Origin of the sequence: Chryseobacterium sp. GM_Chr_2 (assembly GCF_026540445.1) — a bacterium.
In the GTDB taxonomy this organism is placed as follows: domain Bacteria; phylum Bacteroidota; class Bacteroidia; order Flavobacteriales; family Weeksellaceae; genus Chryseobacterium.
In genome coordinates, this window is record NZ_JALNUD010000012.1 from 24,686 (window position 1) to 48,528 (window position 23,843).

Sequence of the window (23,843 nt, forward strand, 5' to 3'; positions counted from 1 at the left end):
AAATTTATGTATTATGAAGAAACTTTTATTTCTTTTGGCTTTTCCGGCTTTAAGTTTTGGGCAATGGACTGAGAACTTCGATGCAGGAACTACTTTGCCTGCGGGATGGGCTGTTGTGGATGTTGATGGTGGTAATTCTTGGGAGATTTCAGAGCCAAGTACGGGGTCTGCTCAATCTGGGGACTATGTTGCAAGTATTTTGTATAACTCTAATGCTCACAATGATTATTTAATTACAAAGGCGATTGTGGTTCAGGTAGGTGTAAGTGATAGAATTTCCTTTTATGTAAAATCAGATGATGATTTTTATCTTGAAGATTATGAGGTTTTATTATCAACTACGAATCAGGCTGCTGCCGCTTTTACCACTGTTCTTCAGGCTGCTGAAAAAGCGCCAGAAACTTGGACGAAAAAAACTTTCAGTTTATCTGCCTATGCAGGGCAGACGGTTTATGTTGCTATACATGCGACAGATGCTGACCAGCTTTATTTGTATGCAGATACATTTGTGGTAGATACTACACCGACAGCTATTCCTTTATGTACTTCTTTTACATCACCAACAAATGGTGCTACGGGGGTGAATTCTGACGGAGTTTTAACATGGAATTCTGCTTCAGGTGCTGCCGGCTATAAATTGAAAGTTGGAACTACAAGCGGCGGAACCGATGTTGTAAATAATGAAGATCTAGGAGATGTTATCAATTATAATATTCCGGGAACATTGAATATGAATACGACCTATTACGCAACAATTACTCCTTATAATAATCTTGGAGATGCGGTGGGATGTTCTCAAATTTCGTTTACAACAATGTCTCCACCTACTAATGATGAGTGTTCTGGTGCTATTACACTTACGGCGGGTGGCTCATTCGTACAAAATGCCATTACGGGTAATACAATTGGAGCAAGTGATGCTTCTGGCTTAGGGGCTTCATGTTTGTTTAATTCTTCTAATGCCGAAAATAATGTTTGGTTCAAGGTGGTAGTTCCTGCATCTGGAAACTTAACGATTGAAACAGATGCGGCTCCTGGATCTGGTTTGGATGATACAGTGTTGTCGGTATTCACAGATTGCTCGTCTACAACGTCTATTGCTTGTAATGATGATGGAGGAACCGATGCTTTCTCTAAAATAGAATTGACAGGGCAAACTCCTGGGACTACCTTATATGTTAGTGTTTGGAAGTATACTTCTTCTGATGATGGTGAGTTTAAAATTTCAGCTTACGATACCTCTTTATTGGCTACTTCTGAAGCTTCTGCATCTAATAAAAACAATATTAAGGTTCATCCAAATCCATTTGCTGAGAATTTAAATATATCGGATATTTCTAAAGTGAAATCTGTTTCGGTGGTTGATGTTTCAGGAAGATTGGTAAAAACATTTGACAAACCTTCTTCATCACTTAGTTTAGGTGATTTGAAACAAGGTATGTATTTAATTTCTTTAGAACTAAAAGACGGCTCAAGACAGGTGGTGAAAGTGATTAAGAAATAATTAATATAAATTTTTATAAAATATAAGCAGCGGGTTTTTTTATCTGCTGCTTTTTAATTTATTGATTATAATTATTTTAAGGTTAAATCAATCCTTTGGGAGTTTTAATTATATTGAACTTATCCTGTGTGTTTAATCGTATAATTATGTTAATGTTTAGAATTTTGTTGATGAATTTTTATTTTTAATTGAATTTGTTGTAATTTTCACACTTTAAACAAAACTAAACATGAAAAATTTCTACAAAAAAACATGGGATCGATACGTTGGTTTGCGAAATGCAGGTGTCGCAGTTCTCGTGATTTTGGGCGCCATGCAAAGAGTAAATGCTCAGGTGGCTGATTATGCATTTGCTCAGAGTACAGGATTTTTTAATAGTATTGCTGCTACTGGTATTCTGGTTCCGGGGAGTGAGGCTACGGTAAGTAATCCTGGAAATAATGATACTGCAGGATGGGATGTTTCTATTCCTTTTAATTTCAAATTTAACGGGAGTGATTATACTTCTATGTATGTAAACTCAAACGGAGGGGTTACATTTGGCACTTTAAAAAGTGACGGCCTTTCTTTGATTTCTTCAACCATTACCTATTCCGCGGCTATAGCCGTGATGAATAGAGATCTGAATGGAGAATTTGAAACGACCGGAAATGTGATTAACGGTTCTAATATGATTACTAGCGTAGCTTCGTTTAAGGGTATTGCAGTAGGGAAAAAATTGAAGACTATTGTTGATTTTGGTAATATTACGGTAAGTAATGGTATTGCTTCGGGGGCTACGATAACTGCTTTTAATGAGACTGCGGGTACAATTACGATGTCTCTCCCGGCTACAAAAACTGTTTTTAGTGCTCCTGTTATCTATGGAACTGGTAAGGTTTTTACTTCTGTAGAAGGAGTGGCGCCAAATAGAACTTTTGTGGTAGAATGGTTGGGGTACAATGATAATGCTACAGAGCATAGCTATCTAAACTTTCAATTAAGGCTGGCTGAAACAACTAATAAAGTTTCAATTGTCTATGGTTCTCAGTTTATTGAGAGTACGGCGAATAAACCAACCTATGTGGGTTTTAGAGGAGCGTCAAAAAGTGATTTTAACAATAGGGCGGGTACGTCATGGAGTAATTCATCTGCTGGAACGGCAAGTAATTCATCTCTTTCAAGAAATAATACAAATTTTCCTGCATCGGGGCTTACTTTTACGTGGTCGCCGCCTAGTTGTCCTACGCCAGGTGCCGTGGTTATTGCAGATGCAAATATAGCACAAACAACTGCTATCGCATCTTGGGCTGCTCCTTCGCTAATTCCGGCTAATGGCTATGAAATATATTACAGTACAGTAAATGTAGCGCCTACATCGGCTACGGTTTTGGATGCAACAAATTCCGTTGCCTCAAATACTACCTCTGCTCAGATAACGGGGTTAACGCCTTCTACGTTATATTATGTTTGGGTGAGATCTCTTTGTGATGCTACTAGTAAAAGTATCTGGACGGGTATTCCCATAATGTTTACTACGCTTTGTCAAACACCATCGCTTTCCACTACGGGAGGCTTGGGTTGTCCGGGAGGGGCTGTGATGCTTTCTGCGACGCCAAGTGCTGGTGCTGTAGTCAATTGGTATAATTCTTCTTTGGGCGGAAGTATTTTGGCAACAGGTAACACCTTTACGACACCTATGTTGAATAATACGACTACTTACTATGCATCTGCATTAACGGGAGTTATAGATACTGCCGGGTTGGCCTCGCCGGCTGTTATAGGAGGGTGGATTGCTGCTCAGACAAACACTACATGGGGAGTTTATTTTACGGTAAAAAAGCCTGCAAAATTCAAGTCTATTGATGTTTTCCCTGTTCAGAGTGGTCAATCTGGGGCTATTAATATCGTAAATGGAACTGTTTCGCTTGGTGGTTCTGCTTTTGCCACGATTCCTTTTACAACTAATGTTTCTGGAGGAACAACGGCGCAGACTGTTGCGCTTGATATAGACTTACCTCCGGGAGATTATACGATCTATCCGACATTGCCAAGCGGTGGATTGATGAGAAATATGTCTGGAGCCATTTATCCTTATGTTTCTTCTGTTGCCAGTATTACTGGGAATGGTTATAACGAAAATTATTATATGTGTTTTTATAATTTTAAATTCGTTACTGGTTGTGAGTCTGAAAGATATCCGGTGGTGGCAACGGTCAACTCTTCAGGATGTTTGAATACTGGTGAAGCTAATTTAGAAAATAAGCTATCACTATATCCGAATCCGTTTACTGAATTACTACATGTTTCTGATGTTTCTAAAGTTAAATCTATTTCAGTGATGGATGTTTCAGGAAGATTGGTTAAAACATTTGACAAACCTTCTTCATCACTTAGCTTAGGTGATTTGAAACAAGCTGTGTATTTCATTTCTTTAGAATTAATAGACGGCTCAAAACAAACGGTAAGAGTGATTAGGAAATAATTAATATAAATTTTCTAAAATATAAGCAGTAGGTTTTTAAATCTGCTGCTTATTTTTTTTGTTGTCTATTTTTTTTAAATTTTGTGGTATCTAATTATTGTGATTTAAGACTATTTATAGAATTTATTTGTACTAAATGAATTAGATTGTAAAAATTTTATCTAAATAATTTAAGATTTAAAGTAATAACTATTTATAAATGAATGATTTTAAGATTATTTTTTAAATTTTGTTAAATGTTTGTTTAATTATTAAAAAAAATAAATAAAATATTAATTGTATGTAATATTTTATTACATTTACCCACGAATTTTAAATTTCTTTAATATATGAAAAAACTTCTACTTGCATGCATGATGGCACTTGGTGTAAGTGCGTCTGCTCAACTTCAATTAGGAGGTGGAACTGCAATTGCTCCGACTTCCGTACCAGCTCCCTGGAGCAACTATTACAAATTTTCTTATACTCAGCAAATCATTAAAAAATCTGAGCTTAATACCAATGCCGGAAATATAACGGGAATCAGGTTTTTTCTTGCTGCTTCGAAAACTTTGTTGAATTCTGACGATGTTGTTGTTTATCTAGGACATACGAGCAGTGATGACTTTACTTCAAATTCAAGCTGGGTGCCGCTTTCTTCGCTTACTCAGGTGTATGCCGGAACGGTAACCAACAATAACGGAGTTGTTGAAATTACATTTGCAACCCCTTTTGCCTATAATAATGTAGATAATCTTGTGGTTGCTGTTGATGAAAATAAAGACGGTTATGATACAGTCGGTAGTTCATTAAATGAATATTTCTATAAATATACTGCGGCTGCAAATACTACTTTGTATTACAGAAATGATACGACCAATCCAGATCCGGCTAGTCCTCCAACTTCGGGAAGTAGAAGTGAAGGAAGAGCTGTGATGCAGATTTTAGGGTTAAATCCTGCTTCTACACCTCCTTGTAGCACTATTACCGCGCCTCTTGCAGCGGAAACAAATGTTTCTCTTACTCCTACATTTACATGGGCGGTAGCATCGGGTGCAACTTCTTATGTGGTGAAGTTGGGAACAACGCCGGGAGGTTCTGATGTGATGAATAATGTAAATGTTGGAAACGTAACAACTTATACTGTGCCTTCTGCATCGTCGCTTTCTTATTATACCAATTATTATTTAACGGTTTCTCCTGTGAATTCTGTGGGAACAACAGTAGGTTGTACAGAAAGAGTGTTTACTACGAGAAATATACCTTGCCCTTCAGTATCTGCACCTTCATCGGGAGGAACGGGAGTTTCCGTTACCCCTACTTTTACATGGTCGGCAAGTGCTACAGCTACCGGATATAAAATCTCTATCGGTACCACTGCCGGGGGAACTGATATATTAAATAATGCTGATGTGGGTAATGTAACAACTTATACTCACAATACGCCTTTAAATTACGGAACGAAGTATTATTATACCGTTAATTCTTATAATGCGACGCTTACATCTTCAGGATGTACAGAAAGAAGTTTTACAACGCTTACATTGTGTCCTTCTGTTAGTGCTCCTTCTTCTGGTGCGACTGGAGTTTCTGTATCGCCTTCATTTGCGTGGTCTGCTATTGCCGGAGCAACTGGGTACAAGATTTCTATCGGTACAACAGCCGGGGGAACGGATATTCTGAATGCTGTAGACTTAGGAAATGTAACAACGTATAATTATAATTCTTCATTAAACTATAATACAAAATATTACTATACAATTGTAGGGTATACAGCTACTCAAACAGGTGTAGGCTGTACAGAAAGAAACTTTACAACATTATCATTGTGTCCTACGGTTACTACACCTTCATCGGCATCAGCTACAAATGCTTCTATCACGCCTACATTTGCATGGACGACGGTGCCGGGGGCTACTGGTTATAGAATTTCCATAGGAACTACCGCAGGTGGAACTGATATTATGAATAATGTGGATATAGGAAACGTAACCACTTATACGTATCAAACGCCGTTGGCTTTCAGTACTAAATATTATTATACAGTTAACGGATATACTGCAACTCAGGCAAGTTCTGGGTGTTCAGAGAGAAATTTCACTACTCAGAATGCATGTCCTGTAGTTTCTTATCCTAGTGATGGGGCGACTCTTCAGCCTGTAAAACCTACAATTAAATGGAATGGTATTGCTACTGCTTCATCTTATACATTAACAGTGGGAACTACTTCTGGAGGTTCTGATATTATGAATAATGTAGATGTTGGAAATGTAACAACGTATACATTTACAACTCCATTAACTTTAGGAACGAAATATTATTACAAAGTAAACACCAATACATCTACAGGATGTACAGAAAGATCATTTACTGTAAATACGGTTGCCGCGCCAGCTAATGATGATTGTTCGGGAGCTTTGGAGGCTGCGTCTTTCCCTTATAACTATTCTCAGACGGACGGAGCGGGTTCTACCAACGGATCGGGTTATGTGATGACTTGTTCAACGGGTGCTAATGACGGAATGTGGTTTAAATTTATCGGTGACGGAAATACAATTGCTGTAAAAGCAACTACTACTTCTAGTTGGGATCATAAAGTAAGTGTGTATAGTGGATCTTGTGGTTCGTTTACTTGCGTGGGAGCTGCTGATTCAAGTTTTGGTGGTAATGGTTCTGTTGAAACGTATACCTTCAATTCTGTAGCGGGAACTCAATATTTTGTAAATGTGGGATATTACAGTGGTTCTAGTGATAGTGCAGAAGGTAACTTTAATCTGAATATTACTTCAACGGCAGTATTGGCAACTTCAGATGTTCAATCTGCAAAAGCAAAAGATATTAAGATTTATCCAAATCCATTTGTAGATGAAATTACGATTTCTGATGTTTCTAATGTGAAGTCAGTTTCAGTGATTGATCTTTCAGGAAAATTAGTGAAAGTAATTGATAAGCCAACTTCAACTCTTCGTTTGGGAGATTTAAAGCAAGGATTGTATCTTATTGCACTTGAATTGAAAGATGGAACAAGACAAGTCATTAAGGCAATTAAGAAATAAATTGAATTAATTTCATAAAAACACAATATAGCGGCTAATATTTTTTAGTCGCTATATTTTTATGATGAATTATAATTGAAATCATAAGTATATGTGTTTATTATTGCTAAATTAGTAATACACAAAATAAATTACTGCTTATGAAAAAAATTCTACTTTCATACTTATTTCTAATAGGTATGATTACACACGCTCAGATAAACTTGGGCACAGGAAGTACGTCAGCTGGTCCGCAGCCTATCAGCAATTACTACAGCTATTCTTACGTTCAGCAAATTTTTAGTAAATATGAAATCAATGCCGTCTCTGCGGGAAGCATTACAGGATTAAAATTTTATTTAAATAATACATTATCTTTAACAAATTCATCAAATTGGGCAGTCTACGTTGGGCATACGAGTAAAGGAAGTTTTGACTTCGAAAATAGCTGGATTCCAGTCTCTCAGCTCACTCAGGTTTTTTCAGGTAATGTGCTGAATAATAATGGAGTGATAAGTGTAAATTTCACAACGCCTTTCTTTTATAATAATGTTGATAATTTGGTGGTTGCCATTAAAGAAAGTGATCCCGGTTATGATGGAAGTGCCGAAGCTTTTTATGTTTACGATTCTGCTCCGCGCTCATCTATGTATTTTAGAAGCGATTTTACCAATCCTAATCTTTCTTCGCCCCCTTCCGGAACTCCAAATGATACAAAATCTGTTATTTCCATAGAAGGTTTATCGGCGAATACAACTCCGGCTTGCCCTACCATTACTTTTCCAAGCGATAATTCCGAATTCATTTCCATTAATCCGCAAATTAGCTGGGTTGCAGTGCCAGGAGCCTTACAGTATAGAATTTCTGTGGGTACAACACCGGGAGGTGAAGATATTGTAAGTCAGCAATTAACCTCTGCAACAAATTACACTCCCGCGCCAACTTTGAATATCAATTCATTTTATTACATCAAATTAATAGCAATAACTGCGGCTGGCGAATCTGCAGGCTGTTCAGTTTCTAAATTCACAACCGTTCCGCTTAATCCAACGAATGATGAATGTTCTGATGCTATTCCTTTAACAGTAAATCCCGATTTGAATTGTGGAACTGTAACAGCAGGTTATAATCTGGGCGGTTCAGATTCAGGCATCACGCCTGATCCTTGCAATGGACTTCCCGATGCGGATGTTTGGTTTAAATTTGTTGCAACAGAATCGTCTCATGTAATTTCTTTACGAAATATTCAGTCTATCGGTTCAGATTATAGTACAGATATGAATTTTCAGGTTTTTAGCGGAAATTGCGGAAATTTATCAAGTATTTTTTGTTCAGATTCAAATTCTTCCCTGGTTCCGGGGCTTACGGTGGGAGAAACGTATTATATGAGAGTTTACAGTTATTGGGGCGGCGATTATGCACAAAGCTTTAATGTTTGTGTGGGTACAATGCCTTCTCCGCCTGTTAATGATGATTGTTTTGGAGCTTTTTCTGTTGCGGGTTTTCCTTATAGTCATACAGAGTTAGATGCTGCGGGAAGTACCAATAACAATGGTTTTATCACAACCTGTACGGAAGATCATATGAATGATGGAACATGGTTTAAATTTACAGGAAATGGTACCAATGTAGATATCGAAGTCTTAATGCCTAACGATAGTTTGTTTGATCCTCAAATCGGAGTTTACAGCGGAAGTTGCAATAATCTTATTTGTGAAGGTACCGTTGATGATTTTGAAGAAGGCGGAAGAGAATTTATCAGCATTTCGACGGTTTTGGGAAATACTTACTATGTTAATGTAGGGCATTTCAGCGGCTTTTCAGATGCAATGGAAGATACTTTTACTATTAATATGTTGAGCAATGTATTAAGTACTTCAGCGATGGTTAAAAAAGATAAAGCTATTAAGGTGTATCCGAATCCATTTACAGATAGCATTACTATTTCGGATGTTTCTAACGTAAAATCTCTTTCGATTACAGATATCTCAGGAAGATTAATCAAAACAATTGATAAGCCTTCACAAACGTTATATCTGGAAGATTTAAAACAAGGAATGTATCTTATCACACTATTTAAGTCAGATGGTACGCAAGTGACAATTAAAACTATTAAGAAATAACTTTAATTTTACCATTCTGAAGTTAATTTTGTTTAAAATTTACCCTAAATAATATAAAATTTTAAAAAAAGGAAGGAAGGTGGCAATTTTGCCACCTTTATTGTTGTTTATTTATCCGCAGGAACAGGCTGTAGTTCACCGGTATTCATCATATCAAATATTGCCGGGAAGAATGTTACAAGGACAAAGTAGATAATAATCATTAATATAACAAGCGCAAATAGAATAACTACTAAACTGTTGGGCTTGTTTTTCTTTTTAGGTTCCATGATTTTGTGATATTTGGTTAATATTTTAAACTAAGCTAATTTCTTGCCACATTGTTTACAATATCTCGCATCATCGTCAATATCTTCATTTCCGCATCGTTCGCATACTTTTTCAAGGTTTTGTCGTTTGTTTCTCATTTCCGCTGTTACAATTCCGGTAGGAACCGCGATGATGGAATAACCTGCTAACATTAAGACTACAGCGAAAAATTTTCCCATTGGGGTTATTGGTGAAACATCTCCGTAACCAACTGTTGTTACCGTAACTACCGCCCAATAAATAGATTGCGGAATCGTTTCAAAACCAGGTCTTCCGCCTTCCACCATAAACATCAGAGAACCAACGATTACTGAGAAAATAATTAAAAATAAAAGGAAAATATAAATTTTTCGTGAGCTGTTTTTTAAAGCTCTTACAATCACGGTTCCGTCATTCATGAAATCTAAAAGATTGAAAACACGGAAAACTCTAAGCATTCTCAACATTCTGAAAATCAGAAAGTATTTTGTCACCGGAAAAATAAAACTCAGATAAAAAGGAACCAGCGCGAAAAAATCTATAATTCCAAAAAAACTGAAAATATAATGTTTCTTATTCTTCACCACGGCTATTCTCGACCAATACTCTGCCGTGAAAAACAATGAAATAATCCATTCAAGAATAATGAAGGTATAATGGTATTTATTATCAAGCTTGGGAACACTTTCCATCATAATAATGAAGGTGCTTACAAGAATTAATGACAATAAAGTAATGTCGAATAATTTTCCGAGTTTGGTGTCTGAACGATAAATAATTCGGTAAACATGCCTTTTCCAAAGCGAATCTTCGGGAACAAGACTGTGTTCTTTTTCCATTTTTATTGTTTTTTCTAAATTAACAAATTATGCCTATTTTCGTAACAAACATACAGAATAAAATGACAATAAGCGAAGTAATTTCAAAAATAGAAACGCGCATTCCGTTGCAGCAGGCAGAAGATTTTGATAATGTAGGATTGCTGTGCGGTGTTCCAAGTCGCAATGTAAGCGGAATCTTGGTTTGCCACGATGCATTGGAAAATGTTGTGGATGAAGCTATTCAGAAAAATTGTAATTTGATAGTATGTTTTCATCCGATTATTTTCTCCGGGTTAAAATCATTAACAGGGAAAAATTACGTTGAAAGAGCCGTTTTAAAAGCAATTGAAAATAAAGTGGCCATTTATGCGATTCATACGGCTTGGGATAATGATTTTTTTGGTGTAAATGCAGGAATTTGTAATCATTTAGGTTTAAAAGATTTGAAAATTCTTCAGCCTAAAAAAAATAATTTAAAACAATTAACGGTTTTCGTTCCTAAAGATCATTCTGAAAATGTAAAAGAAGCTTTGTTTTCGGCAGGGGCGGGAAATATCGGTTTTTATGATGAATGCAGTTTCACCATCAACGGAAACGGAACTTTCAGACCAATAGAAGGTTCCAAACCTTTTTCCGGACAGCAAAATATCAGAGAAAATGCAGATGAAGATATGATTTCTGTTATTTTTGAAAGTTATAAGCAAGGTCAGACTGTGGCAGCGATGAATTCAGCGCATCCTTATGAAGAAGTGGCTCATCAGATTTATTCGTTGGATAATGACAATCATCACACAGGTTTGGGAATGTTTGGCGAATTTGAAGAGGCGATAGATGAAGCTGACTTTCTGAAATTGGTGAAAGAGAAATTCAATTTAGAGATTATCAGACATTCAGATTTTACTCATAAAAAAATAAAAAGAGTAGGGGTTTTGGGAGGTTCCGGAGCGAGTGTAATAAAATCGGCTTTGTCTAAAAAATGTGACGCTTATCTTACGGGAGATATCAAATACCACGATTTTTTCCTCGCCGAATCTAAGATGTTGATTTGCGATATCGGGCATTATGAATCTGAACAATTTGTAACGCAACAATTATTTGAAATTTTATCACAAAAATTTAGTACATTTGCAATTTCAAAATCTATTGAGAAAACCAACCCAGTAAATTATTTCATTTAAATATGGCAAAAACCAACGATATTTCAGTTGAAGAGAAATTAAGAGCTTTATACGATTTACAAATCATTGATTCTAGATTGGATGAAATCCGAAATACAAGAGGAGAATTGCCAATCGAGGTGGAAGACCTTGAAATCGAAATTGAAGGTCTTGAGAAAAGAGCTGAAAAATTTCATACAGATATTAAAGAGCAGGACGACCAAATCAAAACTAAGCATGAGGTAATCAACCATGCAAAGTCTTTGATCGAAAAATACAAATCTCAACAGGATAACGTAAGAAACAACAAAGAATTTGAAGCTTTAGGTAAAGAAACTGAATATCAGGAGCTTGAAATTCAACTTGCTGAGAAAAGAATTAAAGAATTCGGAGCTAAAATTGCTCACAAAAACGAAACTTTAAGCGAGCTTAACAATAAGATTTCTGATCTTAAAAATCACTTAAAATTCAAAAAAGAAGAATTAGACGGTCTTATTTCTGAAACTCAAAAAGAAGAAGAATATTTGATCGAGCAGTCTAAAGAATTCGCAGGTAAGATCGATGAGAGATTATTGGCTTCTTACAACAGAATCAGAACGAACTCTCCAAATGGTCTTGCAGTTGTAGGTTTAGAAAGAGGAGCACCGAAAGGTTCATTCTTTACAATTCCGCCTCAAAAGCAAATGGAAATCGCTCAGAGAAAGAAAATCATTATCGATGAGCATTCAGGAAAAATCCTTGTTGACGACGAGTTGGTAATGGAAGAAAATGAAAGAATGAAATCTGTAATTAAATTCTAATTACTTATTTTTAAAAATATAGAAGCTGTTTCAATTTTGAGACAGCTTTTTTGTTTTTAGTCTCTCGCTGATTTTGCAGATGACGCAGATTTTAAACGCAGTCATCTGCTAGGTTTGCTAAATCTGCGAGAGATAAAATAACGTTACATTCTGTTCGGAAATTTTAAATAATTGTGTTATTGGGCAAAAATTTGTGCATTCGTGTTTGCATAAAAAAACCGCCTCCAAAGAAGCGGTTGATATTATTCGTGATGTTCGTACATTTTATTATACAGATCCATAAACTTCTCTTTTATGGCTTTTCTTTTTAACTTCAATGTCGGAGTTAGAAGTCCGGCTTCAATGCTCCAAACTTCTGGTGTGAGCTCTATCTTTTTGATCTTTTCCCAGTTTCCAAGATGTTCGTTGATATTATCCATCTCTTTTTCGATTCTTTCCTTTAATTCGGGACTTTTCGCAATTTCCTGAGGAGTAGAACCTATGTTTAGATTATTTCTCATTGCCCAGCTTTTGGCAAATTCAAAATCAGGCTGAACTAAAGCTGTTGGCATTTTTTCACCATCACCCACAACCATGATCTGTTCGATAAATTTAGAAGCTTTTGCCAAATTTTCTATCGTTTGAGGAGCAATATATTTACCTCCTGATGTTTTAAACATTTCTTTCTTACGATCAGTGATTTGTAGAAACCCGTCACTGTCGACTAAGCCAATGTCTCCGGTTTTAAAATAACCATCTTCTGTAAAAGCTTCTTTCGTCATTTCCTCATTTTTGAAATAACCTTTAAATATAGAAGGACCTTTTACGGTAATTTCTCCGTCTTCCTGAATTTTTACCTGTAAATTATCCAATGGTGGACCAACCGTTCCTATTTTCATTTTACCGAAACTGTTTACAGAAATTACAGGCGAAGTTTCTGTTAAACCATAGCCTTCCAAAATTGGAATTCCCGCATTTTGAAATAGTAAATTTAATCTTGTAGACAAAGCTGCAGAACCGGAAACTAAAGTTATAATTTCACCTCCCAAACCTTCTCTCCATTTTTTGAAAACTAATTTATCAGCGATAATTTCAAACAATCCTGATGGTTTGGAAACCGTTTTCTTTTTGCTCAAAAGATTAAGCGCCCAGAAGAATATTTTTTGTTTTAAACCTCCTGCAGAAGAACCTGTTGCATAAATTTTATCATATACTTTCTCAACCAATCTTGGAACAACGCTCATGTAGTGAGGTTTCACTTCTTTTACATTTTCGCCCATTTTGTCGATACTTTCCGCGAAATAAATCGAAAAACCATTGTATTGGAAAAGGTAGAAAAGCATTCTTTCGAAAATATGACAGATCGGTAAAAAGCTTAGAACCCTTGTATCTTTATAATCTAAACTTTTTTTCTTCGGAATTCTTGGAATAGATCCCAACACATTTGAAACAATATTGTCATGCGTCAGTAGTACTCCTTTTGGTCTTCCTGTTGTTCCGGAAGTGTAAATAATGGTTGCCAAATCATCAGAATTAATGGCTTTAGAAAGATCTTCCACTTCAATTTGAGTAGAATCATCTTCACCAAGATCCAAAATTTCTTTCCAGTTGGCAGCACCTGTTACATTATCAAAAGTAAAAATTCCCTGTAAAGACGGGATATTATGCTTCACTTTAGTTACTTTATTGAAAAGCTCTTTATCTGAAACAAAACAATAGTGAATTTCAGCATTATTAAAGATAAATTCGTAATCTTCCGGCGAAATACTAGGGTAAACAGGTACAGAAACCACTCCGATCTGGGAAAGTCCCAAATCCATAACCGCCCATTCTGTACGGGAATTTGTAGTAATTAAAGCTATTTTATCGCCAGGTTTTATGCCTAGTTTTAGAAGTCCTCTTGATATTTTATTTGCCTGATTGATAAATTCCTGGGTAGACGTTTTCTTCCATTCGCCGTGATACTTGGTCACAAACATATCCGATTTAGGATATTTTTCTAAAGCGTAGTGCGGTATATCGAATAATCTTTTGATGGCCATGATTCTTTAGGTATAATTTTAATTAATTTAAATATAAGAATTTTTTTTAATTAGAGAAATTTGATTGTTAGATTTAGGAATCGATAAAATATTCGCAATAATTTATCAATAATAGGTAAGCCGAAAAGCGAAGTTTTAGTGATAATTTATATGATGTTGAATCTTTGCTGAATCTCTTTAATCGCTATCTGTCAGGGCGTAAACAGGAAGTTTCAATTCTATTTTCAGATTTGCTCAAAAAGTGTAAATTAGCGACTATCTAATTATTAATTTTTATGGACTTTAATTTATCAGAAGAGCAGCTGATGATTCAGCAGGCGGCAAGAGATTTTGCACAAACCGAACTTTTACCTGAAGTAATCGAAAGAGACAGAGATCAGAAGTTTCCTACGGAGCAGGTGAAAAAAATGGGAGAGATGGGGCTTTTAGGAATGATGGTAGATCCGAAGTACGGAGGTGCAGGGATGGACAGTGTTTCTTACGTTTTGGCAATGGAGGAGATTGCAAAAATCGACGCTTCTGCGGCTGTTGTAATGTCTGTAAACAATTCATTGGTTTGCGCAGGTCTTGAAAAATTCGCTTCTGAGGAGCAAAAAGTGAAATATCTTACACCTCTTGCTAGCGGACAGGTAATCGGAGCTTTTGCTTTGTCTGAGCCTGAAGCGGGATCTGATGCAACTTCTCAGAAAACAACTGCTGAGGATAAAGGGGATTATTATCTTTTAAATGGTATTAAAAACTGGATTACAAATGGTGGAACAGCTACATATTATATCGTAATTGCACAAACTGACCCTGAGAAAAAACATAAAGGAATCAATGCGTTTATCGTTGAAAGAGGTTGGGAAGGTTTCGAAATCGGAACAAAAGAAGACAAATTGGGAATCAGAGGAAGTGATACGCATTCTTTGATCTTCAACAACGTAAAAGTACCAAAAGAAAACAGAATCGGGGAAGACGGTTTCGGATTCAATTTTGCTATGGCTGTTTTGAACGGTGGTAGAATTGGTATTGCTTCTCAGGCTTTAGGTATTGCTTCCGGAGCTTACGAATTGGCGTTGAAATATGCTAAAACAAGAAAAGCTTTCAAAACTGAGATTATTAATCACCAGGCGATTGCTTTCAAATTGGCAGATATGGCAACTCAGATCACGGCAGCAAGAATGCTTTGTTTCAAGGCTGCTTGTGAGAAAGATGCCGGAAAAGATATTTCTGAAAGTGGAGCGATGGCTAAATTATATTCTTCTCAGGTTGCGATGGATACAACGATTGAAGCAGTTCAAATCCACGGTGGATACGGATATGTAAAAGAATATCACGTTGAAAGATTAATGAGAGATGCAAAAATCACTCAGATTTATGAAGGAACTTCTGAAATCCAGAAAATTGTGATTTCAAGAAGCATTTCAAAATAAATTGCTTAAAAACTGACTTATTCCAGATAAAGCAGAACACATGAAATAGTAAAAACAAATAAGGCTCTCAATCGAGGGCCTTATTTTTACACCAAATCATAACTTTAATATAAAATATAATAGAAAAATTATTTCTTTATTAAATCTAAAACAAATTTCCGTTTGTTTTATTATATCATAAATTTAAAAAGAAGAAATTTTATATTAATGAAAAATTAATTAAAAAAATATTAAAATAATTTTTTCCTGTAAAACAAGGGTTTTTTATTCATTTAAATTATTTTCAGAGTTGGGTTTAGTTTTCTTTTTATAGAAATAATATCCGATTCCGCCAGCCAAAAGTAAAGGCCACAACGGAAGAATAAATAGAAATATAGAGGTAATCACATCCCAACCAGATTCTATGGCGGCAAAAGATTTTTCACCAAAGGTTTTCGGTTCTTTTGTAACTTCAGATTTATCGGTTAAAGAAATTGAGATACTGCAAATCGCATTTTCGACGTATTTATCGCCCAAAACTTCTACGTTTTTGCTTTCGACATCGCCGAGATTATAATTAAGCTCGCTCATCAGATCATCAAAATTCTGAATCGGAATTTTTACTTTTAAAAGGTAAGATTTTCTTTCATCATCAGAATTATATGAATTATTTACCGAACTAGATTCTACATAAGACATTTCTTCACTGGCGATAAAACCTTTGTTCTTTTTTACTTCCTCACGTACAATTTCTTTCATCGTTTCGGCATTATCTACGTTAATGGAAATAAAACCAGATTTTACCATTTTGTTTTTAGGAAGATTTAGTTCAAAATTTTCGTTCTTTGGTTTGTCTTTATAAATAACTTTTGTTTCCTTGATGACTTTTGGAGCCGGAACATTCACGACAATTTTATCATCTTTTTTCTGAATTGAATCTTTCTTTGCAGTCTCTAATTTTACAGATGAAATTTTGTTTGAAAGTGAATCTACAATTTTAGCTGTACTTTCTATTTTTTCCTGAACATCATTTTTAGCATGCTCAAAATCTTTGATCTTTACATTCGCAGAGTCTAACGCAGCGTTTCCCTGATCGCTCGCTTCGTTTATTTTATCTGAAGCAACCGAAATTGCGCTATCTGCTGAACTCATAGCATTTTCAACACTAGAATTTGTTGCTTCTCCTTTTTTACACATGATAAAGATGCTTGATGCGGCAACCATTAATATGAACTTTTTCATAAGATTAATTTTTTTGATGAAGTAAAATTAGGAGTGAAGCTTTTGTAAAGATTGTAAAAGGAATGTATTTCTGTCGTAAAGTTTTATTTGATTAAAAATCAATATTTTGTATGTGTTTTACAAGAGTTTTACAATTTATATGATCACTTTTATGGAATTTTCTTTTAATTAATTTAAAAATATTATATTCAGTTTTTAAAATTCATTATTTGTTGAATTATTATTCAGTTGTCTTAATTTCAGTAATTTGTATTGCTTTTTTCAATATATTTGTTTAGATAGGATAATAAATAATGAAATTGTTGAATGATTAAAATAATATGAAAAATATATTTACTTCTTAAAAACTTTAAATAAATGAAATATGAAAATTAAAAAATTACTCTATTTTGGGATATGTATTTTATCCTTTCCCTTAGCAAAAGCCCAGGATTATTTTTCTAAAATCGATGAAAGATCTATTAAAGCAGATCCTGCAAAAAGAACAGTTGAACCCGAAAAATACCTTACCTATAAACTAGATGTTACGGCTATTAAAGGGTATCTAAATTCTGTTCCGGAACTAAGAGATAATGAATCTAAAGATCAGGCTCCGATTATTCTTCTTCCAATGCCTGATGGTACAAAAGCTAAATTCAGAATCTGGAAGTCTTCTGTGATGGGATCAAAATTGGCTCAACAGTTTCCTCAATTAGTAACGCTTACGGGGCAAGGGGTTGATGATAAATATGCAACTCTAAAGATGGATATTACAGAGCTTGGATTTCACGCTCAGATAAAATCTTTGATTACAGGCGATCTATATATTGATCCTTACATGAAAAGTGATGTGAATAATTACATTATTTACCGTAAAAGCGATTTGATCAATAAAACACCAAGAATTTGTGATGCACAAGATGAGGAGCTGGGTATAGAAAAAAAAAATCTACAAAAAAGCGTAACGCCAAGCGTAGGTAGCCAGATCAGAATTTTCAGATTTGTGGTGGCATGTACGGGCGAATATGCAAAGGCTGCTACAGGGCTGGCTTCTCCTACCGTTGCACAGGCTCTTTCTGCAATAGTAACAACGGTAAATAGAGTAAACGGAGTATACGAGCAGGAATTAGCTGTAAGATTGGTTCTTATAGATAATGAGGCTTCTGTGGTGTTTGTAGATCCAGATACGGATCCATTCAGTGGAAATAATAATGCTAATGTATTAATTACTGAAAGTCAGAATAACATTAATTCTATCATTGGAGCAACAAATTATGATATTGGACATACTTTCAGTACAGGCGGTGGCGGATTAGCCGGTTTAGGAGTTATTTGTAGTGATTCAAATAAAGCAAGAGGAATTACCGGATCGCCAAATCCTGTGGGAGATCCTTATGATATTGATTATGTTGCGCATGAAGTGGGACATCAGTTTGGAGGGCCACATACCTTCAATTCAACTACAGTGAATTGTGGAGGTGGTAACCGAAGCGCTGCCCATGCTGTAGAACCGGGAAGCGGAATAACAATTATGGCATACGCTGGTATTTGCGGTAGTGCTAATAATTTGGCAGCTAACAGTATTGCAACTTTTCATACTGATTCATTCCAATCGATCACACAAACAGTTTTATCTAAAACATGCCAGGTAACAACTCCGGTTTCCAATACGGCTCCTGTTGTAAATGCAGGTAATGATTATACAATTCCTAAAAGTACTCCTTTTAAATTAACAGGTTCTGCAACAGATGCAGAGAATAATGCGTTAACCTATTCATGGGAGCAAAATGATATCGGCCCTGCTGGTAACTGGAATACTCCATCAGGAAATGCAGCTATATTCAGATCTTTTTTGCCAGTAACGGTTCCATATAGATATTTTCCTAAACTTACAGACGTTATTAATAATACAGTAACAATAGGAGAGGTTTTACCATCGTATGCAAGAACAATGCAGTTTAGGTTAACGGTAAGAGATAATAATGCAGGATGTGCAGGGGTAGCGAATGATGATGCTGCCGTTACAGTAGATGGTGCTTCGGGACCTTTTATAGTAACAGCACCTGGTACTGCAGTAAACTGGGCAGGTAATTCTACGCAAACAATAACATGGAATGTGGCTAATACAACCGCAGCTCCTGTAAATTGTGCTAATGTAGCTATCTTATTGTCTACAGACGGCGGACTTACGTATCCAACTACAATCTTGGCTTCTACGCCTAATGATGGTTCAGAGACGATCACAATTCCAAATGTTGGTACTACACAGGCAAGAATTATGGTGGCATCTGTAGGAAATGTTTTCTACAATATCAATCCTGTTAACTTTACTATTACTCAGCAGGTTTTGGCTGTGAGTGAAACGGCTGCAAATAAAGATGCTTTTGCAGTATATCCTAATCCAAGTAAAGGACTTTTAAATATTAAATTTAGCAATCAAAAAGATAATTTTGATGTTACTGTTTATGATACAAGCGGAAGATTGGTATTTAATTCGTTCAACAACAAATTGAACAAAGATAACTTAGGAACTTTTGATCTTACGCATTTAACTAAAGGTGATTATTTAGTGAAAATTAAAACGAAAGATTTTGAAAAAACCATTAAATGGATTAAAGAATAATAGTCTATTTATGGAATAACAGGAAGAAAAAATTTCTATATATCTTACTAAAATAGTGGTAAAATGAAAAGATAATAAGTCTTTTTATTTTACCACTTTATTTTTGAGTTTTGTTAAGTAAATAGTGAGGGTTTGTATTTTTAGCCCTTAATTCCATACGCAATAATTCCTGCTAAAGAAACAAAAAAGTTTCCGGTTTCAGCATCATCTTCAAGAGCTTGCCACCAGTTGTCAATTTCATGTTGTGTAAATGTTCCGTTTTCAACTCCAGACTGCAAAATTCCTCCATAAGCTCTTTTTATAAGCTCAAATAATATTTCGTTGGTTCCGGAATAGTTATAGGGCTGGATATTTATATTTTGAAATCCAACATTTCGTAATTGCCTATGCAAATCTGTTCCTAAATAACCATTAGGAAAACTGTCTGTAGTATATTGAATTATTTTTCGCGTTAAGACCTTATCTTTATGTGAAATCAGAGATCCATCCCAATGAAAATCAAAAACGACAAGTCGACCACCTGGTTTTAGAAGTCGCATAAATTCCTGAAATACTTTTTGAGTATTGCTGATGTACATTAAAACGCGTTCAGTTCGAATTCCGTCAAAAGATTCATCGGGAAAAGGTTGTGAGTCAGCTTCTGCCACATAAAATTCTATGGGTAAATTTAGGTCAGCAGTTCTTTCTTTAGCCAATTCAATCATTACACTGCTCATATCTGTTCCCACGAATTTTCCTGTTGGAGCAACTTCTTCCGCAATTCTTTTTGCCTGAATTCCAATTCCGCAACCCACATCGAGTAGGTGATCACCCGGTTTTGCATCAAGCAATTTTATCTGTAATTCTAAAGATTCTTTTACTACGGATTGATCTGCTACATCTTCTAAAAATTTCATTAAAAATTGATGCTGAGAATGATCGACCTGCTGAAAACCAGCGATAATACTTTGTTGTTCCATGGATATGATGTTTTTTATGCTTTACTTTTTTAAATTTACATCAAACTTTTTATAAGGAACATCTATTATTTCAAATAATATTGATTTATTATGATTAAAATTATTAATAATGAATTTAACAAAAAAAATCCGTAGAAATATTTCTACGGATCTATATATTATTAAAAGGTTTTGCTGATTTAAGCATTCCTAAATTCACTAATAAAATGCAGTTTCACATTCGGGAATTTCTCCTGCGTCATGTGAATCGTAAATGAAGAATCTGCTAAGAAAACCAATTGGTTGTATTTGTCTCTCGCTAAGAATCTCTGCTTCAATCTTGCAAATTCTTTGAATTCATCAGATTTTTCATCGGCTTCAACCCAACAAGCTTTGTGCATAGAAAGAGGTTCATAGGTACATTTTGCACCGTATTCATGCTCCAGACGATATTGGATAACTTCGTACTGAAGTGCTCCAACTGTTCCAATGATTTTTCTGTTGTTCATTTCAAGCGTAAACAACTGGGCAACACCTTCATCCATTAACTGATCGATACCTTTTGCCAATTGTTTAGCCTTCAACGGATCGTTATTATTAATATATCTGAAATGCTCAGGAGAGAAGCTAGGAATTCCTTTGAAACTCAACTTTTCACCGCCAGTCAATGTATCTCCAATTCTGAAACTTCCCGTGTCGTGAAGACCAACAATATCTCCCGGGAAACTTTCGTCTATAACTTCTTTTTTATCAGCAAAGAATGCGTTGGGTGAAGAGAATTTCATTTTTTTGCCTTCTCTTACCAATAAATAATTTTCGTTTCTTTTGAAAGTTCCCGAAACAATTTTCACAAACGCCAAACGGTCTCTATGTTTCGGATCCATATTCGCGTGAATCTTGAAAACGAATCCTGTAAATGTGCTTTCTTCAGGTTTAACCAAACGAGTATCACTTTCTTTTGGCTGTGGCATCGGAGCAATGTCGATAAAAGCATTTAACAATTCACGAACTCCAAAATTATTTAATGCAGAACCAAAGAAAACAGGCTGTAATTCACCATTCATATAATCCTGACGATTAAACTCAGGATAAACAGACTGAATTAAATCCAATTCCTCTCTTAAAGTGTTGGCTGCTTTTTCACCGATTACTTCGTCAATTTTAGAATCATTAATGTCATCAAACTTAATAGAATCTCCAACCTTCTGTTTTTTCTCTTCTAAGAATAATTGAATGTTGTTTTCCCAGATATTATAAATTCCTTGGAAATCACTACCCATACCAATTGGCAAAGAAAGCGGACAAACCGTTAATCCTAATTTCTGTTCAACTTCATCCAACAAATCAAAAGCATCTTTACCTTCACGGTCAAGTTTATTAATGAAAACCAACATTGGGATATTTCTCATTCTACAAACCTGAACCAACTTTTCTGTCTGTTCCTCAACCCCTTTTGCAACGTCAATCACAACGATAACTGAATCCACAGCCGTTAAAGTTCTGTAGGTATCTTCGGCGAAATCTTTGTGACCTGGAGTATCCAAAATGTTGATTTTGTGATCTCTGTATTCAAAAGCCAACACGGAAGTTGCAACGGAGATCCCTCTCTGTCTTTCAATTTCCATGAAATCGGAGGTGGCTCCTTTCTTTATTTTGTTGGATTTCACCGCACCCGCTTCCTGAATTGCACCCCCGAAAAGTAGTAACTTCTCTGTAAGAGTGGTTTTTCCGGCATCGGGGTGAGAGATAATCCCGAAGGTTTTTCTTTTTTCTATTTCTTTGATTAAGTCTGACATATCGTATTTTGAAGTTGCAAAAATCGTGAATTTTGTCGAATCCTGAAAATTTGATTTTTTATTTTTGATTAAAGACTATGATGAGTTTGAATTTGTTGGAAAAACACAAAGGCGCAAGGTTTAGTAGAAGTATTCTGTTTTTAAGATACAAGGAGAAAATCGAAGATTTTCTTTTATAATGTTAATAATTAATTTTATCGCAGATAAAATCCTCGTGCCTTAAAACATTATATTTAAATAAAAAAACTTTGCGCCTTTGTGAAAAACCAACCTGAAATTCATATTATTGATTTTTACAATAATAATTACGATTGATTTAGGAAAATATTTAAATTTCTAAATAAAATTCGTGCAATTAATGTTTTAAATTTGATTTTACTTTAAGCAAATAAGCCAATCCCAATCCCACGAAAACCATCCCTGCACTGAAAGGGAATATATAACTCATTCCGTAAATATCTGCCACGCCACCAATTAGCGGTCCGGCAACACCTAATGAGAGATCAATGAAAAGTCCGTAACCTGCCAATGCAGAACCCTGACTTGATGGTGAAACGCTCTTAATCGCAACAACTCCCAATGCTGGAAATATTAATGAAAATCCTAAACCGGTAACTCCGGCTCCTAACAATGCCATTTGAGAATTGGTTGCGAAGGCGATAATTAAAAGTCCGATAGTTTCTACAATAAGACAAGCGATGGCAACTTTAATTCCACCATAATTATTGATGACATTACTGAAAACCAATCTTCCGGCAACAAATAATCCTCCAAAAATACTCAGACATAAAGCGCCGTTATTCCAGTGAAAATAGTTGTAATATAAAGTGATGAAAGTCGAAATGCTTGCAAAACCAATCCCACCTAAAGCCAGACAAACGCCGAAAGGGGCAACTTTACCCAAAACTTTCCAGAAAGACTGTGCTTCCTGAGGATTGGTATTGGTTTTATTTTCTTTTGTTTTGGCAAAAAGAAATCCTAAAATACCCAGAATAATGGAAAGAATCCCGATTCCGTATAAACTGAATTCATGTTCAATTGTAACCCCTAGAGAAGCTCCAATCGCTAAAGCTCCGTAACAGGCAACACCATTGTAAGAAATGATTTTTGCGGTATGCTTTTCTCCAACTGCCATAATCGCCCAGTTGATCGGGCTCGCACCAATCATTCCTTCAGCACAACCAGTGAGTAAACGTGTAACCACTAAAAACGAAAGACTGATGAAAGGGGAGAATTTAAAATAATAAGCAATGATTAAAAATATTCCTGTCAGTGAAAAACTGACCATACTAAATAAGACAGCAGGTTTCGGACCTTTTCCATCAATAATCTTACCCGAATATGCCCTCAGAAAAAACGTGGAAACATATTGAAGACTGATCACCAATCCGGCAACAACTAAACTAAATCCTAAACTTTTATTAATAAAAATCGGAAGAACAGACAGAGATAATCCTATGATAAAGTAACCTACAAACGTAAAACATACATAAGTAATCAAGGATAAGTTAACATTCTCTGACCGATTTACTAAACTATCCATTGTGAAAAAAATTAAAGTGCAAAGTTACTCCATAAAAATAGCTTAGAAGAGAAATTTACCTTAAAATAATATGAAATTTTCATCTGTTTTCTTAAAGATAATGATGAAAGGGTATACCTGTTCTTATTTTAATTAA

At 35.3% G+C, this 23,843-nt stretch carries 15 protein-coding genes; 8 read left to right on the forward strand and 7 right to left on the reverse strand.

Annotation, left to right across the window (positions count from 1 at the left end):
* The first annotated feature begins 13 nt into the window (after positions 1-13).
* The 4 genes from OXQ85_RS16895 to OXQ85_RS16910 all read left to right on the forward strand — a co-directional run bounded on the left by OXQ85_RS16895 (position 14) and on the right by OXQ85_RS16910 (position 9,105).
* Entirely contained in the window at positions 14-1,504 is a 1,491-nt protein-coding gene (locus OXQ85_RS16895; RefSeq protein ID WP_267405982.1) for a choice-of-anchor J domain-containing protein, read from the forward strand.
* A gap of 229 nt (positions 1,505-1,733) precedes the next feature.
* Positions 1,734-3,968, forward strand: coding sequence for a fibronectin type III domain-containing protein (locus OXQ85_RS16900; protein ID WP_267405983.1), 2,235 nt, complete (start codon positions 1,734-1,736; stop codon positions 3,966-3,968).
* 329 nt (positions 3,969-4,297) lie between these two features.
* Positions 4,298-7,003, forward strand: coding sequence for a T9SS type A sorting domain-containing protein (locus OXQ85_RS16905; protein WP_267405984.1), 2,706 nt, complete (start codon positions 4,298-4,300; stop codon positions 7,001-7,003).
* A 140-nt stretch (positions 7,004-7,143) separates the two neighbouring features.
* Entirely contained in the window at positions 7,144-9,105 is a 1,962-nt protein-coding gene (locus OXQ85_RS16910) for a T9SS type A sorting domain-containing protein (RefSeq protein ID WP_267405985.1), read from the forward strand.
* A 107-nt stretch (positions 9,106-9,212) separates the two neighbouring features.
* On the opposite strand, the gene OXQ85_RS16915 is transcribed toward OXQ85_RS16910, so the two are convergent.
* Together OXQ85_RS16915 and OXQ85_RS16920 are read right to left on the reverse strand one after the other, a co-directional pair.
* Entirely contained in the window at positions 9,213-9,374 is a 162-nt protein-coding gene (locus OXQ85_RS16915; protein ID WP_267405986.1) for a hypothetical protein, read from the reverse strand.
* A gap of 30 nt (positions 9,375-9,404) precedes the next feature.
* Positions 9,405-10,232, reverse strand: a complete 828-nt coding sequence (locus OXQ85_RS16920; RefSeq protein WP_267405987.1) for an ion transporter — start codon at positions 10,230-10,232, stop codon at positions 9,405-9,407.
* Between the two features lie 62 nt (positions 10,233-10,294).
* Here OXQ85_RS16920 and OXQ85_RS16925 point away from each other — a divergent pair, with 62 nt between their 5' ends.
* Complete coding sequence (locus OXQ85_RS16925) at positions 10,295-11,392, forward strand: Nif3-like dinuclear metal center hexameric protein (protein WP_267406146.1); 1,098 nt, start codon at positions 10,295-10,297, stop codon at positions 11,390-11,392.
* A 2-nt stretch (positions 11,393-11,394) separates the two neighbouring features.
* Positions 11,395-12,171 carry a hypothetical protein gene (locus OXQ85_RS16930; protein WP_267405989.1) on the forward strand — a complete coding sequence of 259 codons (777 nt, stop codon included), beginning with the start codon at positions 11,395-11,397 and terminating at the stop codon, positions 12,169-12,171.
* A 242-nt stretch (positions 12,172-12,413) separates the two neighbouring features.
* Here OXQ85_RS16930 and OXQ85_RS16935 read toward each other — a convergent pair whose 3' ends face one another.
* A complete protein-coding gene (locus OXQ85_RS16935; RefSeq protein ID WP_267405990.1) occupies positions 12,414-14,192 on the reverse strand; it encodes a long-chain fatty acid--CoA ligase in 1,779 nt (592 codons plus the stop codon).
* 275 nt (positions 14,193-14,467) lie between these two features.
* Here OXQ85_RS16935 and OXQ85_RS16940 point away from each other — a divergent pair, with 275 nt between their 5' ends.
* Complete coding sequence (locus OXQ85_RS16940; protein ID WP_267405991.1) at positions 14,468-15,607, forward strand: acyl-CoA dehydrogenase; 1,140 nt, start codon at positions 14,468-14,470, stop codon at positions 15,605-15,607.
* Between the two features lie 264 nt (positions 15,608-15,871).
* Here OXQ85_RS16940 and OXQ85_RS16945 read toward each other — a convergent pair whose 3' ends face one another.
* Positions 15,872-16,828 carry a DUF4349 domain-containing protein gene (locus OXQ85_RS16945; RefSeq protein WP_267405992.1) on the reverse strand — a complete coding sequence of 319 codons (957 nt, stop codon included), beginning with the start codon at positions 16,826-16,828 and terminating at the stop codon, positions 15,872-15,874.
* A gap of 364 nt (positions 16,829-17,192) precedes the next feature.
* On the opposite strand from OXQ85_RS16945, the gene OXQ85_RS16950 reads away from it, so the two are divergent.
* Positions 17,193-19,430 (forward strand): reprolysin-like metallopeptidase, encoded by a 2,238-nt coding sequence (locus OXQ85_RS16950; RefSeq protein WP_267405993.1) that lies wholly within the window; start codon positions 17,193-17,195, stop codon positions 19,428-19,430.
* A 140-nt stretch (positions 19,431-19,570) separates the two neighbouring features.
* Here the strand turns inward: OXQ85_RS16950 and OXQ85_RS16955 are convergent, their stop codons facing one another.
* From OXQ85_RS16955 to OXQ85_RS16965, 3 genes are all read right to left on the reverse strand, one after another.
* Positions 19,571-20,389: a methyltransferase domain-containing protein gene (locus OXQ85_RS16955; RefSeq protein WP_267405994.1), complete on the reverse strand. Its 819-nt coding sequence runs from the start codon at positions 20,387-20,389 to the stop codon at positions 19,571-19,573.
* Between the two features lie 179 nt (positions 20,390-20,568).
* Positions 20,569-22,164 carry a peptide chain release factor 3 gene (locus OXQ85_RS16960; RefSeq protein ID WP_267405995.1) on the reverse strand — a complete coding sequence of 532 codons (1,596 nt, stop codon included), beginning with the start codon at positions 22,162-22,164 and terminating at the stop codon, positions 20,569-20,571.
* Positions 22,165-22,519: 355 nt separating this feature from the next.
* Entirely contained in the window at positions 22,520-23,707 is a 1,188-nt protein-coding gene (locus OXQ85_RS16965; RefSeq protein WP_267405997.1) for an MFS transporter, read from the reverse strand.
* Positions 23,708-23,843: the final 136 nt, after the last annotated feature.